This is a genomic window from Clostridium sp. OM02-18AC (assembly GCF_003481825.1).
GTDB lineage: Bacteria > Bacillota > Clostridia > Lachnospirales > Lachnospiraceae > Brotaphodocola.
Map to the genome: position 1 here is coordinate 25,562 of NZ_QULW01000017.1, position 17,840 is coordinate 43,401.

At 47.7% G+C, this 17,840-nt stretch carries 14 protein-coding genes; 13 read left to right on the top strand and 1 reads right to left on the bottom strand.

The window, feature by feature from the left end:
- Positions 1–22: 22 nt before the first annotated feature.
- From groL to ytvI, 12 genes are all read left to right on the top strand, one after another.
- Positions 23–1,645 (top strand): chaperonin GroEL, encoded by a 1,623-nt coding sequence (groL, locus tag DXB18_RS12095; protein WP_118543714.1) that lies wholly within the window; start codon positions 23–25, stop codon positions 1,643–1,645.
- Positions 1,646–2,030: 385 nt separating this feature from the next.
- Positions 2,031–3,485 carry an IMP dehydrogenase gene (guaB, locus tag DXB18_RS12100; protein ID WP_118543713.1) on the top strand — a complete coding sequence of 485 codons (1,455 nt, stop codon included), beginning with the start codon at positions 2,031–2,033 and terminating at the stop codon, positions 3,483–3,485.
- 253 nt (positions 3,486–3,738) lie between these two features.
- On the top strand, positions 3,739–4,185 hold the full coding sequence (locus tag DXB18_RS12105) for a hypothetical protein (RefSeq protein ID WP_118543712.1): 447 nt from the start codon (positions 3,739–3,741) through the stop codon (positions 4,183–4,185).
- The gene (locus DXB18_RS12110) at positions 4,163–5,125 is read left to right on the top strand and encodes an ABC transporter permease (RefSeq protein WP_118543711.1); all 963 of its coding nucleotides are present in this window, start codon (positions 4,163–4,165) and stop codon (positions 5,123–5,125) included. The genes DXB18_RS12105 and DXB18_RS12110 overlap by 23 nt, the downstream gene beginning before the upstream one ends.
- Positions 5,126–5,187: 62 nt before the next feature.
- Positions 5,188–6,084, top strand: coding sequence for a diadenylate cyclase CdaA (gene cdaA / locus DXB18_RS12115; RefSeq protein ID WP_118708071.1), 897 nt, complete (start codon positions 5,188–5,190; stop codon positions 6,082–6,084).
- Positions 6,062–7,420, top strand: a complete 1,359-nt coding sequence (locus tag DXB18_RS12120) for a CdaR family protein (protein WP_118708073.1) — start codon at positions 6,062–6,064, stop codon at positions 7,418–7,420. The genes cdaA and DXB18_RS12120 overlap by 23 nt, the downstream gene beginning before the upstream one ends.
- 16 nt (positions 7,421–7,436) lie before the next feature.
- Positions 7,437–7,700, top strand: a complete 264-nt coding sequence (locus DXB18_RS12125; protein ID WP_118543708.1) for an HPr family phosphocarrier protein — start codon at positions 7,437–7,439, stop codon at positions 7,698–7,700.
- Between the two features lie 119 nt (positions 7,701–7,819).
- Entirely contained in the window at positions 7,820–9,538 is a 1,719-nt protein-coding gene (gene ptsP, locus DXB18_RS12130) for a phosphoenolpyruvate--protein phosphotransferase (protein WP_118708075.1), read from the top strand.
- A 102-nt stretch (positions 9,539–9,640) separates the two neighbouring features.
- Positions 9,641–10,930, top strand: a complete 1,290-nt coding sequence (locus tag DXB18_RS12135; protein ID WP_118708076.1) for an O-antigen polymerase — start codon at positions 9,641–9,643, stop codon at positions 10,928–10,930.
- 156 nt (positions 10,931–11,086) lie between these two features.
- On the top strand, positions 11,087–12,283 hold the full coding sequence (locus DXB18_RS12140; RefSeq protein WP_118543705.1) for a pyridoxal phosphate-dependent aminotransferase: 1,197 nt from the start codon (positions 11,087–11,089) through the stop codon (positions 12,281–12,283).
- 124 nt (positions 12,284–12,407) lie between these two features.
- Positions 12,408–13,466: a histidinol-phosphate transaminase gene (gene hisC, locus DXB18_RS12145; protein ID WP_118708114.1), complete on the top strand. Its 1,059-nt coding sequence runs from the start codon at positions 12,408–12,410 to the stop codon at positions 13,464–13,466.
- Positions 13,467–13,596: 130 nt separating this feature from the next.
- Complete coding sequence (ytvI, locus tag DXB18_RS12150) at positions 13,597–14,709, top strand: sporulation integral membrane protein YtvI (RefSeq protein ID WP_118708077.1); 1,113 nt, start codon at positions 13,597–13,599, stop codon at positions 14,707–14,709.
- Positions 14,710–14,811: 102 nt separating this feature from the next.
- On the opposite strand, the gene DXB18_RS12155 is transcribed toward ytvI, so the two are convergent.
- Complete coding sequence (locus DXB18_RS12155) at positions 14,812–15,984, bottom strand: DUF4349 domain-containing protein (protein ID WP_118708078.1); 1,173 nt, start codon at positions 15,982–15,984, stop codon at positions 14,812–14,814.
- A gap of 258 nt (positions 15,985–16,242) precedes the next feature.
- On the opposite strand from DXB18_RS12155, the gene guaA reads away from it, so the two are divergent.
- Entirely contained in the window at positions 16,243–17,787 is a 1,545-nt protein-coding gene (guaA, locus tag DXB18_RS12160) for a glutamine-hydrolyzing GMP synthase (RefSeq protein WP_118543702.1), read from the top strand.
- The last annotated feature ends 53 nt before the right edge of the window (positions 17,788–17,840 follow it).

Genomic DNA, 17,840 nt, shown 5'->3' on the forward strand with positions numbered 1-17,840 from the left:
TAGAAACTGGAGGAATTTAGTCATGGCAAAACAGATTAAATATGGCGTAGAAGCAAGAAAAGCCCTGGAGGCAGGTGTTAATCAGTTAGCAGATACCGTTCGTGTAACCCTTGGACCGAAAGGAAGAAACGTTGTTCTGGATAAGTCTTTCGGTGCTCCGCTCATCACCAACGATGGTGTGACCATCGCAAAAGAGATCGAGCTGGAAGATCCGTTTGAGAACATGGGCGCACAGCTGGTAAAAGAAGTAGCAACCAAGACCAACGACGTAGCTGGTGATGGTACCACCACCGCAACTGTTCTGGCACAAGCCATGATCAACGAAGGTATGAAGAACCTGGCAGCAGGCGCTAACCCGATCGTATTAAGAAAGGGCATGAAGAAAGCAACCGAGGCTGCAGTTGAGGCAATCGCAAAGATGAGCCAGCCGATCTCCGGCAGAGACAGCATCGCACGTGTTGCATCTATTTCCGCAGCAGACGATGAGGTCGGCGAGATGGTAGCAGACGCTATGGAGAAAGTTTCCAAAGACGGCGTGATCACCATCGAGGAGTCCAAGACCATGAAGACCGAACTTGACCTGGTAGAAGGTATGCAGTTCGACCGTGGTTATGTTTCCGCTTACATGTGCACCGATATGGACAAGATGGAAGCAAACCTGGACGATCCGTACATCCTCATTACCGATAAGAAGATTTCCAATATCCAGGAGATTCTTCCGGTTCTGGAGCAGATCGTACAGTCCGGTTCCAAACTGCTGATCGTAGCAGAGGACATCGAGGGTGAGGCACTGACCACCCTGATTGTCAACAAGTTAAGAGGTACCTTTACTGTTGTTGGTGTGAAAGCACCGGGCTACGGCGACAGAAGAAAAGAGATGTTAAAGGATCTGGCTATCCTGACCGGCGGTACCGTTATCTCCGAGGAGCTTGGCCTTGAACTGAAGGATACCACCATGGAGCAGCTTGGTCGTGCAAAATCCGTAAAAGTTCAGAAAGAGAACACCATCATCGTTGACGGCTGCGGCAACAAGGACGAGATCGCAGCAAGAGTTGCACAGATTCGTGCACAGATCGGTGAGACCACTTCTGAGTTTGATAAAGAGAAACTGCAGGAGCGTCTTGCAAAACTGGCAGGCGGCGTAGCAGTCATCCGTGTCGGCGCTGCAACCGAGACCGAGATGAAAGAAGCAAAGCTTCGTATGGAAGATGCACTGTCTGCAGCAAGAGCAGCAGTAGAAGAGGGCATCATCGCAGGCGGCGGCTCTGCATATGTTCATGTAACCCAGGAGATCAAGTCTGTAGTAGACAGCCTTGAGGGCGATGAGAAGACCGGTGGTAAGATTATCCTGAAAGCTCTGGAGGCTCCGCTGTTCCACATTTCTGCAAACGCAGGTCTGGAAGGCTCTGTTATTATCAATAAGGTAAAAGAGTCTCCGGTAGGCTATGGCTTCGATGCATACAAGGAAGAGTATGTTGATATGATCAAGGCTGGCATCCTGGATCCGGCTAAGGTTACCAGAAGCGCACTGCAGAACGCAACCAGCGTAGCATCTACCCTTCTGACCACCGAGTCTGTAGTAGCAAACATCAAAGAAGAAACTCCGGCAATGCCAGCCGGCGGCGGCATGGGCGGAATGATGTAAGACGCGACCAGGGAAAACAAGCGGCTGCGAAGCAGACATTTGTTTTCCCAGCGTCTTAACGAGTGAACCGTCTGCGACAGCAGACATGGAGCGCGTTAGCGCGGGGTTCACGAGTGAACCTTTGGTGAAAAATATAATACCCAACAACCTTACAGGCGGAATTGTCCCTTTCGGAGCAGTTCCGCCTCTTCTTTTTTCAATAAAATTCTTCACGGACAAATTCCTTTCAGAAGTATTTGACAAGCGGACAGAAATTTGCTACAATATGCAATTAATAAGTTCAATAGATTCAATGACGCTGAAATATTAGCTACGCTAATAAAAGAGCGGAGCTAGCCATTGAAATATTATGAACCAAAAAACAAAAGAAAGAGAGGAACGAATAATGGGTACAATTATTGGTGAGGGCATTACGTTTGACGATGTGCTCCTGGTGCCGGCTTATTCCCAGGTTATTCCGAATCAGGTAGATTTAACCACTTATCTGACCAAGAAAATCAAACTGAACATTCCGCTTATGAGTGCGGGCATGGATACCGTTACAGAACACCGTATGGCGATTGCCATGGCGCGTCAGGGCGGTATTGGTATCATCCACAAGAATATGTCAATTGAAGCGCAGGCAGAGGAAGTAGACAAGGTGAAACGTTCGGAGAATGGTGTCATCACTGATCCGTTTTTCCTCTCCCCGGAGCATACCTTAAAAGATGCTGATGAGCTTATGGCGAAGTTCCGCATCTCCGGTGTTCCGATCACAGAGGGCCGCAAGCTGGTTGGTATTATCACCAACCGTGACTTAAAATTTGAGGAAGATTTCACCAAGAAGATCAAAGAGTGCATGACGTCTGAGCATCTGGTTACCGCAAAAGAGGGCATCACCCTTATGGAAGCAAAGCGCATCCTTGCAAAAGCAAGAGTAGAGAAACTTCCGATCGTTGATGATGACTTCAACTTAAAAGGACTTATCACCATCAAGGATATTGAAAAGCAGATCAAATATCCGCTCTCCGCAAAGGACGAACAGGGTCGTCTGCTCTGTGGTGCAGCTGTTGGTATCACTGCAAACGTACTGGATCGTGTCGAAGCTCTGGTAAAGGCACATGTTGACGTGATCGTTTTAGACTCCGCTCATGGACATTCCGAGAACGTTCTGCGTTGCGTCAGAATGATCAAAGAAGCATATCCGGATGTACAGGTTATCGCAGGAAACGTTGCAACCGGCGAGGCAACCAAGGCTCTGATCGAGGCTGGTGTAGACGCAGTTAAGGTTGGTATCGGACCTGGTTCTATCTGTACTACCCGTGTGGTTGCAGGCATCGGTGTTCCGCAGATCACTGCAGTTATGGACTGCTACGCAGTTGCGAAAGAGTATGGTATCCCGATCATCGCAGATGGCGGTATCAAGTACTCTGGAGATATCACTAAGGCCATCGCAGCAGGCGGCAATGTCTGCATGATGGGAAGCATGTTTGCAGGATGCGACGAGAGCCCGGGAACTTTCGAACTGTATCAGGGCAGAAAATACAAAGTTTACCGTGGTATGGGTTCCATCGCAGCTATGGAGAACGGAAGCAAGGATCGTTACTTCCAGTCTGACGCAAAGAAGCTGGTTCCGGAAGGCGTTGAGGGTCGTGTAGCTTACAAGGGTCTGGTAGAGGATACCGTGTTCCAGATGCTCGGCGGACTTCGTTCCGGTATGGGCTACTGCGGAGCAAAAGACATTCCGACCCTGCAGGAGACCGGACGTTTCGTGAAGATTTCCGCAGCTTCCTTAAAAGAAAGCCATCCGCACGACATCCATATTACCAAAGAAGCACCAAACTATAGTGTAGACGAATAAAATACGTTATGAAACAGACAAACTGTTCTGGAAAGATACCGCTGTGTTTTACATGGCGGTATTTTTGTGTTATACTGAAAAAAGATAAAAAAATGCCGGAACGGTGGCATTGACAGAATAAATATGGTAAGATATAACGAGTGCAAGAGAGCCAGAAACATGTTTACATGTTTTTGGCGAACGACGAGGCAAACGAGTGACAGAGTCACGAGTAAAAAGTATGCTTTAATGAATAGATGATGGAGAACATTTTATGCTCAATGAAGACAAAATAAAACTGATGACAAGCATTGCCATGTTCGAAAAACGGGAGGGAAAACACATTGTTCCTGCAAACCGTTTTTTTCGCAGCGATTATATCAGCGGCCGTATGATGAGGTCTTTCTTTGCTTACACAGTCTGCTTTATTTTATGTGCACTCATCTGGGTCCTTTACAGTATGGAGCGCCTGCTTAACGTGATGGAGTTAAACGAAGTGATGGGTGCTGCCAGAATGGGCGTGATCTTCTATGTTGCCGGGCTTGTCCTGTATCTCATCATCACCGGGCTTGTCAGCAGCAAGCGTTATGAATATGCAAGACGCGGTATGCGGGTTTACATCGCAAAGCTGAAAAGGCTGGAAAAACGGTACGATGTGCAAAGCCGTACCAGAGAACTGACGAAGGAGGGCAGCCGCTATGATGATATTTCTCGTACTTAAAGAACGGCTGAAATCATTTTATGGAAAGTATGCAACACTGGTTCATGGTGTTGTCAAATTTATTTACAGTCTGACCGCAGTAGCGCTGCTGAGCAGCAATATCGGATACCGGACAGAACTTACCGGACTTGCGGCGATGCTGATCCTGGCATTGTTTAGTGCATTTCTTCCGTATGGGGCGATTGGCTGTCTGCTTGGGGCAGTTATGCTGGTCCACATTTATGCGGTTTCTATGGAGATGGCATTGATCACGGCAGTCATCCTGATTATCGTTATCCTTCTTTATTATGGGTTTCAGCCGGGAGACAGCTATTGGCTGGTGCTGACACCGATGGCATTTTTGCTGAAGATTCCGTTAGCAGTACCGCTTCTGGCCGGTTTGTCTGGCAGTCTGCTTTCCGTGATCCCGATCGGAAGTGGTGTTGTGATTTACTACATTATTTCCTATGTAAAACAGAATGCAGGCGTTTTATCTAACGATGCATCGGTCGATATCACCCAGAAATTTGTGCAGATCATCCGAGGACTTTTGTCAAACCAGGCAATCGCAGTCATGATCATGGTGTGCATGGTTGGAATCCTCTGTGTATACATGCTTCACAATATGTCCCTGGATTATGCATGGGAAATTGCAATCGTGACGGGTACGATCGCACAGCTTGCAGCTGTTTTTGTCGGAGATTTCCTGTTCCATGTATCGATCCCGATCGTGGAATTGCTGATCGGTGCATTGGTTTCTATGTGTGTGGCGCTGCTGTATCATTTCTTTGTGTTTACGGTAGATTACACACGGACAGAATATGTACAGTATGAGGACGATGATTACGTCTATTATGTTAAGGCAGTGCCGAAAGTGGCAGTAACGCGGACGGATGTCAAAGTGCAGCGCATTAACAATCCGGCACGGGGCAGACATGACCGTAAGTACAGAGAATCATAGCTGCTGTTTCGGAATGAATTTTTCTGGAATGAAAATATAGAAAGAGAAAGAGAGGACCAGGTATGACTGGCATATTCCAGAATGTGGAGATGATTTTTCAGGGCATGCGCTCCTGGATCTCCTTTTTGCCAAGAATTACGTTTTCCAATTTAACCGAGATCATCATACTGACGATCCTGGTATATTATGCATTGTTGTGGATCAAGAGCACCAGGGCATGGTATCTGCTGCGCGGAATCGCGATGATCCTTGCATTTGCCGTGGCTGCGGCAATTTTTCACTGGGACACGATTTTGTGGATCCTTGGAAAAACCGGCGGTATCGCGGTAACGGCGCTGGTGATCATTTTCCAGCCGGAACTGCGAAAAGCCCTGGAACAGCTGGGAAGCCGAAATCTGATCTCAGAACTTTTTTCTTTTGATGATAACAAAGAAAGTCAGGGCTTTTCAGAGCGTACGGTAAATGAGATCGTAAAAGCAACCTTTGAGATGGCAAAAGTCAAAACAGGTGCTCTTATGGTCATCGAACGCAACGTTTCCCTGAAAGAAATCGAGCGTACCGGTATCGAGATCAACGGAGTAGTCAGCAGCCAGCTGCTGATCAATATTTTTGAACATAACACGCCGCTTCATGACGGCGCGGTCGTAATCCGCGGAAACCGTGTTACGGCAGCTACCTGCTATCTGCCATTGTCTGACAACATGACGATCAGTAAGGATCTGGGAACCAGACACCGTGCAGCAGTTGGAATCAGCGAGGTGACAGACAGCCTTACCGTTGTGGTATCAGAAGAGACAGGCCGGGTATCTGTTGTAGAAAAAGGAACTTTGAGAAGAATCCCTACAGCAGAAGACTTAAGAAAAGCACTGGCTGTTGCGGAGACGCAGGAGGAAACCAATGGCACGCTGTTAAAAATTTGGAAGGGAAAGCGCAGAAATGAAAGAAAAGCTGATAAATAATCTTGGACTAAAGATTCTTTCCTGCTTTCTGGCTTTTTTTATGTGGCTGGTCGTTGTGAACGTCTCAAATCCGGAGGTGACGGGGAGCAAGGAAGTTCCATTAGAGATCGTAAACGAGCAGGTACTGACCAAAGCAGGCAGAACCTATGAACTTGGCGGAAAAGACACCGTAACGGTATACTTTGAGGTGCGGACCAAGGATGCCTATAAGATCCGTTCATCCGATTTCCGTGCGTATGTAGACCTGGCGGAGCTCTACGATGTGACCGGATCCGTGCAGGTGAAGATCGAAGTGCTGAACAACAAAGAACTGATCTACAATGCGGAAAGCCGTCCTGGCGTGGTTCGTATTCAGACGGAAGAACTTCAGAGCAAGCAGTTTTCCCTGATCATGAATACCTATGGAAGTCTGGCAGAAGAATATGCGATCAACAAAGCAATTCTGACACCGGACCATGTGACGGTGGAAGGTCCGACTTCCCAGGTGGGACTGATCAACCATGTGGGAATTGAACTGAATGTAAATGGTCTGGAGAATAACGTCGACGGAACAACAGAACCTGTATTTTATGATGCAAACGGCAACGAGATCTCGGTCAGCGACCGTGTGAGTGTGAGTCCGGCCCAGATCCAGTACAGTCTGGAGATCAGCAAGGTAAAAACACTTCCAATGGATTTCGACGTGACGGGCACGGCTGCGTTTGGTTACCAGTATACGGGCGTGGAATGCAGCACAAAAAATGTTTCCGTTCTGGGATTGAAAAACAGTCTTGCATCAGTAAACAAGATTACGATTCCATCTTCGGTACTCAATATTTCCGGGGCTACGCAGGATAAGGTAGTAACCGTGAATTTAAATGATTATCTTCCGGAAGATGTGACTCTGGCAAATGCTGATGACGCAAATGTTACCATTCGCCTGAAGGTAGAGCAGCTCACCACCAGAACCATCAGTTTGGGTGAGTCGGATATTTCCATGGAAAATGGTGCAGATTATTATCATTACCATTTGGTGCCGGCGCGGCTGGAAGTGAAGCTTCAGGGGCTGAAAGAAGATCTGGACACATTAAAGGCCGCAGATTTAAAAGCAGTCATCAATCTGTCCGGTATGCAGCTTGGCATCCATACAGGAACCCTGAATATGGGAGGTCTTGGCAAAAACTTTAAACTGATCTCTGTTTCTGCTTTCAATATCGAAGTGACGGCAGGAGGTCCGGCGGCACAGCTGGAGCAGACCACACAGGCAGAGGAAGAAACAACAGAATCAGAAACAAGTACAGAAAACGACACGACAAAATTACAAGACACAGAGACGAGCGGCGCAAACGTCGGCTGACAGAAAGAGGGATAACATGGTTAGCAGAAAAATTGTTATCAAAAATGTATCAGGACTTCATCTTCGCCCTACCGGGGTGCTTTGCAATGAAGCCATCAAGTATAAATCATCCATTAAATTTCATTTTGGCAATACCACATCCAATGCAAAAAGTGTACTCAGCGTGCTGGGTGCATGCATCAAATGTGGGGACGAAGTAGAGTTTATCTGCGAGGGACCAGATGAGCAGGAAGCACTTGACGGAGTCATTGGAGTCATCGAAAGCGGACTTGGGGAGTAAGAACGCCAGATGTATGATATCTGCAGATGCAGGATTGCCGAGCATGCATATTTGAACAGCAACGATGCATCGGCTGCAGTTTCATAATAGAAATCAATAATTAATAAGGAGGACGTATCATGTTAAAAGGTACAAACGCTTCTTCCGGAATCGGCATTGGGAATGCCGTGATCGTAGAAGAAAAAGAATTGGTGATCCAGAGAGCGGCAGTTGCAGATGCAGCGGCTGAGGTAGAACGCTTTAAGGGGGCGCTCGAGAAAACTCTCAAGAAAACCGAAGAACTTGCAGCAGATCTCGCAACCAGAGTAGGGGAGAAGGAAGCGGAGATCATGCAGGGGCATATGATGCTGCTTATGGATCCGATGCTGACGGGGGAGATTGAAAGCACTGTAACCGGCGAGGGCATCTGTGCAGAATATGCGATTGAGCAGGTATGTACGACCTATGCAGATATGTTTGCGGCAATGGACGATGAGCTGATGCAGCAGCGTGCAACCGATATGCGTGATATTAAGACCCGCATGCAGCGGGAACTGCTTGGCGTGGAGAGTGTGGACATTGCATCACTTCCGGCGGGCAGCGTTCTGGTAGCGAAAGATCTGACTCCGTCCATGACAGCAGGGATTAACCCGGAGCATGTGACGGGCATTGTAACAGAACTGGGTGGCAAGACTTCCCACAGTGCAATTCTTGCCCGCGCATTGGAAATTCCAGCTGTGGTAGCAGTGCCGGATTTGATGAATCAGGTGAAAAACGGTCACGTGATCGTGCTGGATGGCAGTGAAGGTGTGGTTTATGTGGATCCAGACCAGACAGTGGTCGATGCGTTTTCTGAAAAGCGGGAAAAATTCCTGAAAGAGAAACAGGAACTGGAGCAGTATATTGGCAAACCAACCGTGACAAAGGACGGCGTGCACATTGAGCTGGTTGCAAACATCGGAAAACCGGAAGATCTGGAAAAGGTGTTCCAGTATGATGGCGAGGGTGTTGGTCTGTTCCGTACGGAGTTCTTATTTATGGACCGCACTGCCATGCCAACCGAGGAAGAGCAGTTTGAGGCCTACAAGGCTGTTGCTGAGGGCTTAAAGGGCAAGCCGGTCATCATCCGCACCCTGGACATCGGCGGCGACAAAGAAATTCCGTATATGGGTCTGACCAAAGATGAAAACCCGTTTTTGGGCTACCGTGCGATCCGTTTCTGTCTGGACCGTAAAGACGATGTATACAGACCACAGCTTCGTGCATTGCTTCGTGCCAGTGCTTACGGCAACATCAAGATCATGGTACCGATGGTCACCTGCATTGAGGAGCTTCGCGAGGCGAAAGCATTGATCGAAGAGATTAAGAAAGAATTAGATGAGAAGAATATCCCGTACAAGAAAGATATCGAAGTCGGTATCATGGTGGAGACGGCAGCTGCATCCCTGATGGCAGATGTCTTCGCAAAAGAGGCAGCGTTCTTCAGCATAGGAACCAATGACCTGACCCAGTACACCATGTCCGTAGACCGCGGAAACGATAAGGTATCTTATCTGTATTCCACATTCAATCCGGCAGTCCTGCGCAGCATTAAGCGCATCATCACCTGCGGCCGAGAAGCGGGAATTATGGTAGGTATGTGCGGCGAGGCGGCAAGTGATCCACTGATGATCCCGCTGCTTCTGGCATTTGGATTGAATGAGTTCAGTATGAGTGCGTCTGCGATCCTGTATTCCAGAAAGCTGATCACCAATTACAGCATTGAGGAACTTCAGGCAGTGGCAGACAAGGCCATGAGCTTTGCGACTACAGCGGAAGTGGAAGCATATATGCGGGAGTTTGCATCTGCACAGGCTTAATAAAAATCCAGATTTTGGGGCTGTCACCTGCATTGCAGGAGGCAGCCATTTATAAAACGATGAAACGGTTATACAAATACATTCACACGAGGAGAAAGAAATATGGCAGTCTACGTGATCTGTTATCTGGCATCTTACATTCTGGCGCGGTTTGACCATTATCTGTTATCCGGCCTGCTTCTTTTGGTGGCAGCCGGATGGCTTTATATGGAGGATTACCGGAAATATAAGAACCTGATCCATTTGCGTGGACTGTTTTCTTTATTCTGGGTAGGTGGCGAAGGGCTGGCCTGCATGAAACTCAGTAATCTGCAGACCGACTGGTCCCGCATGACCTGGTTCTGTCTGTTCCTGGCATACATAGGCTTCTGGCTGGTATTTGAGATTCTGGTCCGTGTCTATGGTTCCGGTTATGACAGTTATGGACGGTGGAGAAGTTTTTCCGGGGATCCGAAACCGGTGTTTACCATGATCTGCGGACTGACGGTATTATCACTGGGATGTTTTATTGCGGAGGCGGTGGTGCTTGGATATGTTCCTCTGTTTTTGCGGGGAGTGCCGCATGCCTATTCGGAATTTCATCTGACCGGAGTACATTATTTTACCGTATCCTGTGTGCTGGTTCCGTCGCTGACGGTGCTGTATATTCATATGCGGAACGGACGGGGCAGTGAGAAGCTTCTCATTGCAGCCCTGGTCATGACGACCATTTCCATGCTGATCCCGATCTTATGTGTATCCAGATTCCAGCTTGTTTTTGCCGTGCTTTTGGCGGCGTTTACGTATATTTCCCTGCAGAAAATGTTTCACCCTGGCTGGCTTTTTGCGCTGTTTGTGGTGTTGCTCCCGTTTTACCTGATCCTCACGGTAGCACGAAGCCACAACATTGAATATTTAAACGGAATTTTTGAAATGAAGCGCACATCCATGCCGATCTTCATCAGTCAGCCATACATTTACATTGCCAATAATTACGACAATTTTAACTGTCTGGTGGAGGCACTGCCAGGACACAGCTTTGGACTGAAGGGACTGTTTCCATTGTGGGCATTGTCAGGACTGAAATTTTTCTTCCCGCAGCTGATCCATTTTCCGATTTATGTAGATAAAACGGAGCTCACAACCCTCACGCTTTTTTACGATGCTTATTATGATTTTGGCTGGATCGGTGTGCTGTTTTTTTCCTGCATTCTGGGTGCCATTGCCTATATTCTGGTGGTGAAACTCAGAGAGATGAGAAATCCGCTTGGCTATCTGCTGTATGCACAGTTTGCCGCATATCTGATGCTGTCCTTTTTTACGACCTGGTTTTCCAATACGACGACCTGGTTTTATCTGATCCTGACAGGAGCGATGGCTTTGTTTTACCATTTGAGGGCAAGCCGCTGGTAATTTTATAAAGAATCCTGTATAATAATGCAAAAGGGTACAATGCAGCTTTCGCTACAGAGTCATCTGGTGAGAGCTGCTTTGCTATATACCGTAACTGTGAAAATAGGAAGCAGTTATGGGATATCAATGATATTTTGTGATGAGGAGGATATGAAAATGATTTCAAAAAAGATGAATCCGCTGGTCCAGAATAATTCTGTGATCCGTGTCATGTTCGAAGAAGGAAAACGGCTGGCAGCCATTTATGGTGCAGAGAATGTGTACGATTTCAGTCTTGGAAATCCGAATGTACCGGCGCCGCAGGAAGTAGAAGATTCCATTCTTGAAACGTTAAAGGAAGAAGATTCCACCTTTGTTCACGGCTATATGAGCAACTCTGGTTATGAGGATGTGCGGGAGACCATCGCGCAGGATTTAAACCGCCGTTTCGGGACGAACTTCCACCAGGGAAATATCCTGATGACGGTAGGTGCAGCCAGTGGCCTGAATATCATTTTAAAGACCATCCTGGATCCGGAGGATGAAGTTCTGACCTTTGCTCCTTATTTTGTAGAATATGGCAACTATGTGCGCAACTACGATGGGAAGCTGATCGTCGTTTCACCGAATACCAAAGACTTCCAGCCAAATCTGGAAGAATTTGCCCAGAAGATCACGGCGCGTACCAAGGCAGTCATCATCAACACCCCAAACAATCCGACCGGTGTCATTTATTCCGATGAAACACTTACCCGTCTGGCCGATATTCTCCGTGCAAAGAGTGCAGAGTTTGGAACCGAGATCGTGCTGATCTCCGATGAGCCGTACCGCGAGCTGGCTTACGATGGAGCAGTTGTGCCATATGTGACAAAATATTATGCCAATACGGTAGTTTGTTATTCATACAGTAAATCTCTGTCCCTGCCGGGAGAACGTATCGGCTATCTGGTCATTCCGGACGAGCTGACTGACAGTGCAGAGGTATTTACAGCGGCAACCATCGCAAACCGCGTGATCGGCTGTGTCAATGCCCCGTCCCTGATCCAGAGAGTCATCAAACGCTGCATTGAAAAAGGCGCAGCAGTGAATCTGGATGCTTATGACAAAAACCGGAACCTGCTCTATAACAGTTTAAAGAAGTTTGGATTTGAGTGCATCAAACCGGAGGGCGCTTTCTATCTTTTTGTAAAGGCTCCGATCGCAGACGATAAAGAATTCTGTGCGCAGGCTCAGAAGCATAATCTGTTACTGGTGCCGGGAAGCTCTTTTGCATGTCCTGGTTATGTGCGGATTGCTTACTGCGTATCGTATCAGCAGATTGAGCGTTCCCTGCCGGCATTTGAGGCAGTCGCAAAAGAATATGGACTGTGCTAAATTCCAGGGAGATCTTGCACGGAAAAAAGAATCTGATTTTGCATCAGTTCCTGTGCCGGACAGCAAAGATTTGTCTGACACAGCAGCTGCTATTCGGACAGACAAACAACAGGAGGACACGAAGATGAGAGCATGGGAGAGTAATATTCGTAAAGTAGTTCCTTATGTACCGGGGGAGCAGCCGAAAGGGGACCGGCTGATCAAGTTAAATACCAATGAAAATCCATATCCGCCAGCACCAGGGGTGGAAAACGCGCTGAAGAATATGGAAATGGACCGTTTCCGCAAATATCCGGATCCGACGGCATCCGATCTGGTTCATGTACTGGCAGAGTATTATGGCGTAGGGGATGATCAGGTGTTTGTAGGTGTTGGCTCGGACGATGTCATTGCCATGAGCTTTTTGACGTTCTTTAACTCCAAAAAGCCGGTTTTATTTCCGGATGTGAGCTATTCCTTCTATAAAGTATGGGCAGATCTGTTCCAGGTCCCTTACGAGACACCGGCTCTGGACGAACAGTTTTGTATCCGCCCGGAGGATTATTACCGCGAAAATGGAGGAGTGATCTTCCCAAACCCGAATGCGCCGACCGGACTTCTGTTATCTTTAGAAGCGGTAGAAGATATCATCCGTCACAATCAGGATGTGGTTGTGATCGTGGATGAAGCTTATATCGATTTTGGCGGAAAATCAGCTCTGGAGCTGATTCAGAAATACGAGAACCTGCTGGTCGTGCAGACCTTCAGTAAATCCCGTTCCATGGCTGGTATGCGTATCGGATTTGCAATCGGACACCCGGATCTCATCAAGGCACTGAATGATGTGAAGTATTCTTACAACTCCTACACCATGAATATGCCATCTCTGGTTTTAGGAACCGAAGCTGTGAAAGACGATGTCTATTTCAAAGAAACCGTGCAGAAAATCATCGACACCAGGGAATGGTCCAAAACCCGGCTGACGGAACTTGGCTTTACTTTCCCGGATTCCATGTCCAACTTTATTTTTGCGTCTCACAACCGTGTTCCGGCAAAAGAATTGTTTGAGGCATTGAAACAGCAGCAGATCTATGTGCGTTACTTTGACCAGCCGCGCCTTTCTAATTACCTGCGCATCAGCATCGGTACGCGGGAAGAGATGGAAGCATTGTTTGCATTTCTGGAGAAATATTTGGCAGAGTAGGTTGTTTTGTTAACAGCAACAAAATGGGCTTTGAAAGAATAAAAGGAAAACGATCGGGGAAAAGTATGAAAACAGTTCACTGATTCCACATAATCTGATGAAAGGCAGATAAGGATAAGAAGGTGATTGTATGGACAGACGTTATGCCCGTTTGATTTTAAATATTGTGATCCCGGCAGTGGAGATTTTACTGGTCTGTCTGCTGGGGCCAAAACTCTTGAAATTTTTTATGCCATTTGTGATCGGCTGGATCATTGCCATGATTGCCAACCCGCTGGTCCGTTTTTTGGAGAGCAAGGTAAAATTGGTACGTAAACACAGTTCTGCATTGATCGTGATCGCAGTATTGGCACTGATCATCGGACTGGGATATTTCCTGATATCACGGCTGGTTATGCAGGCAGTCGAACTGGCAAAAGACCTGCCGCTGTTATATGATACATTATCAGAAGATCTGCAGGCAATTGCAGCCCGGTTTTCCAGCCTGTTTTCCAGACTTCCGACCGATGTACAGACAAACTGGCAGGAACTGGTTGGAAACATTGGTCATGCTGCCAGTCTTCTGGTACAGAAGATTGCATCGCCGACGGTAGAAGTGGCTGGAAATGTAGCAAAGGGAATCCCGAATGCGCTGGTCAATGTTGTGGTAACGATTCTATCGTCCTATTTCTTCATTGCAGAACAGGATAAGATCATCGAATTCTGGAAAAAATATCTGCCGGAAAGCGCGAAGGATTATGGCCGGTACTTAAAGAATGATGTCAAAAAACTGATTGGCGGCTATTTTCTTGCCCAGTTTCGTATTATGTTTGTCGTAGGTGCTATCCTCATCGTGGGATTTCTGATCCTGGGGATTAAGTACACATTTCTGCTTGGTGTACTGGTGGCAGTCCTTGATTTTCTGCCGCTCTTTGGAACCGGAACGGTTCTGATTCCGTGGGCACTGTTTAAGCTTTTGTCTGCGGATTACGCGCTGGCAGCAGGACTTGCGCTCCTCTATGTACTGACTCAGGTGATCCGTCAGGTGATCCAGCCCAAGATCGTGGGCGATTCCATGGGACTTTCGCCGCTGTGGACACTGGTTTTTCTGTATCTGGGATTCAAACTTCACGGGATATCCGGCATGATCATCGCCGTGCCGGTCGGAATCTTTCTGATGAATCTCTATGAATATGGTGCGTTCGACCGGATGATTGAAAGCGCGAAAGAACTGGCAGAAGAAGTGAGGAAAGTGCGCAAATAAACAATATTGCACGATAACGAATGAGGGGCGAAAGTTCCCGCAGCCGCCATGCATGGCGGCTGTGGGAACTTTCGCCCCTTTGATACTTACTGTGTTAAATTGTTACTGTGCAATATTGTTGTTGGATGAGGATGAGTCTTCTTTTGTGGTGATGTCTGATTTGATATTACTGTTTGCTTTGTTGCTTGTCTTTAACTTGCTTTTGCGAAGTCTCCGTTTTTTCCATATTTTCCGCAGAATCCATACGATGACCAGAATCAGAGCGGCCAGTACGATCAGGATTGGGAGATTGGATACAAACCATACGAGCAGGTCTACGGATGCGGTCTGTAACTGGTTCAGGCTGTGTGCAAATCCTTTCTGGATGCGGACCGGAATGGTGTCCGGGTCGGTGGCGGTGAGTACCTGAACCTCCTGTATGGAGAGGTAAACCGTGCTGTATACAACCTGGTTGTCGAGAGTTCGCAGCTGGGACTCCAGGGATTCAAGCTGATAGCGTACTTCGGACAGGCGGGATTCCAATGCAATCACGGCATCTACGGAGTCTGCTTTTTCTAAAAGAGCCCAAAGACGGTCCTGTTCTACCTGCAAAGTCTTTTTCCGGCTTGTTATGTCGGTGTATTGCAGGGTGACATCCTGGACATTTTCATTCTTATAGGTGATATTTCCCTGTGTGGATACTTCGGAAAGAAATGCATCGAGCTGGTCTGCCGGAATCCGGATCGTCATGTTAGAAGAACGCCGGGACTGATTGCCGGACCAGGTTAAGCTGTTGCCGGAAACATCCGATTGCTCAATATAGCCGCAGAAAGAAGCAACGGCATCGGATACAGACTGCAGGAGCGTATCAAATTCGCGTGTTTCCAGATCCAGATTGACGTTGCGGATCAGTTTGCGTTCGGTAGGATCCTGGGCTGCTGCTGCATTTTGCGGAAGCTCTGTGCTTTCGGATCCATTTGAAAAAGTGTCTGAATCTGCCACGTATGCCCCTGCGTCGACCGCAGCTTCCTCCACGGAATCACCTGCATCATTGGAGCGGAAAGATGCGGCTTCAGATTTGGAAAAGGCTGCAGGCATGCCAGCTCCGCCGGAAAATCCGCTGTTTGCTGCCACGTCGTAGGATGCGGCGGCTGTTTCTGTAAGATATGAGGCATTGGAAGCACTTCGCGATGCAGAACCACAGGCGGTCAGACTGCTGGAAAGCAGGGAAAGGAAAAGGACAGCAGTAAGAAGTTTATGTTTTGCCTCACCTGTTTTGAATGGATATTTTTTCATGATCACGTCCTCCTTTCTTTGCTTTCATTATCTCATATTCTGGAAATAAAACAAGGCGTTCCAGAGAATCTTAAGTGCTTGGAAAGTGAATTGTAAGGAAGGATAATTTTTTGGAATCCACTTGTATAGTACAATGATTTTAGGTATAATAACGTGAGATATACCATGATGAGGCAAGCTTATCATTGTTGCTTACAAAAAGCGTATCCAGTAACAATGCGTTATTGTTTCATCATAATAAAATTAGGAGGAATACTCGTGAACAGAGAGAAGATTATTGTAATCGACTTTGGCGGTCAGTACAATCAGCTGGTTGCCCGCCGTGTACGTGAGTGCAATGTTTATTGTGAGATCTATTCTTACAAGACCGATATTGAAAAGATCAAAGAAATGAATCCGAAGGGCATCATCTTAACCGGAGGCCCAAACAGTGTCTATGAAGAGGGCGCAGCAACCTGCAGCAAAGAACTGTTTGAACTTGGCGTTCCGGTACTGGGACTGTGCTATGGCGCTCAGTTAATGAGCCATGTATTAGGCGGTCATGTCTGCAAGGCTCCTGTCCGTGAGTATGGAAAAATCGAAGTAACCGTGGACAAGTCCAGCAAGCTGTTCGGCAATGTATCCGAGAAGACCATCTGCTGGATGAGCCACAACGACTACATTGAGAAGGAAGCTCCTGGCTTCAAGATCATTGCGCATACCCCGGACTGCCCGGTGGCAGCAGCAGAGTGTGCAGAGAAGAATCTCTATGCGATCCAGTTCCATCCGGAAGTACTGCATACCGTAGAGGGAACCAAGATGCTCTCCAACTTCGTGTACGAAGTGTGTGGCTGCGCAGGCGACTGGAAGATGGATGCTTTTGTAGAAAACACCATCAAAGCAGTACGTGAGAAAGTCGGAAACGGTAAAGTGCTCTGTGCGTTATCCGGCGGTGTAGACTCCTCCGTAGCAGCTGTTATGCTGGCAAAGGCAGTTGGTGACCAGCTGACCTGTGTATTTGTAGACCATGGTCTGCTCCGTAAGGACGAGGGAGACGAGGTTGAGGAAGTATTTGGTCCGAACGGCCCGTACAACTTAAACTTCATCCGTGTCAACGCACAGGAGCGTTTCTACGCAAAGCTGAAAGGTGTAGAAGAGCCGGAGCGCAAGCGAAAGATCATCGGCGAAGAATTCATCCGTGTATTTGAGGAAGAAGCAAAGAAGATCGGTGCAGTAGACTTCCTGGTACAGGGAACCATCTACCCGGACGTAGTAGAGAGTGGTCTGGGCGGCGAGTCTGCTGTCATCAAGTCCCACCACAATGTTGGAGGACTCCCGGATTACGTTGATTTCAAAGAAATCATCGAGCCGCTGCGTGACCTGTTCAAAGATGAGGTCCGCAAAGCTGGTCTGGAACTCGGTATCCCGGAGAAGCTGGTATACCGTCAGCCATTCCCGGGTCCGGGACTTGGCATCCGTATCATCGGAGAAGTAACCGCTGAGAAGGTAAAAATGGTACAGGAGGCAGATGCCATCTACCGCGAAGAAATCGCAAACGCAGGCCTCGACCGCAGCATCGGACAGTACTTCGCAGCACTGACCAACATGCGTTCCGTCGGTGTTATGGGCGACGAGAGAACCTATGACTATGCGATCGCATTAAGAGCGGTAAATACCATCGACTTCATGACTGCAGAAGCAGCAGAGATTCCGTGGGAGGTACTTGGAAAGGTAGCCAGCAGAATCGTAAATGAAGTGAAGCATGTGAACAGAGTACTTTATGACTGCACGGGGAAACCGCCGGCAACAATTGAGTTTGAATAGTTGGAGCAGAGCTTCAAAGCCTTTATTTTCAAGGGTTTTGAGGCTCTTTTCTT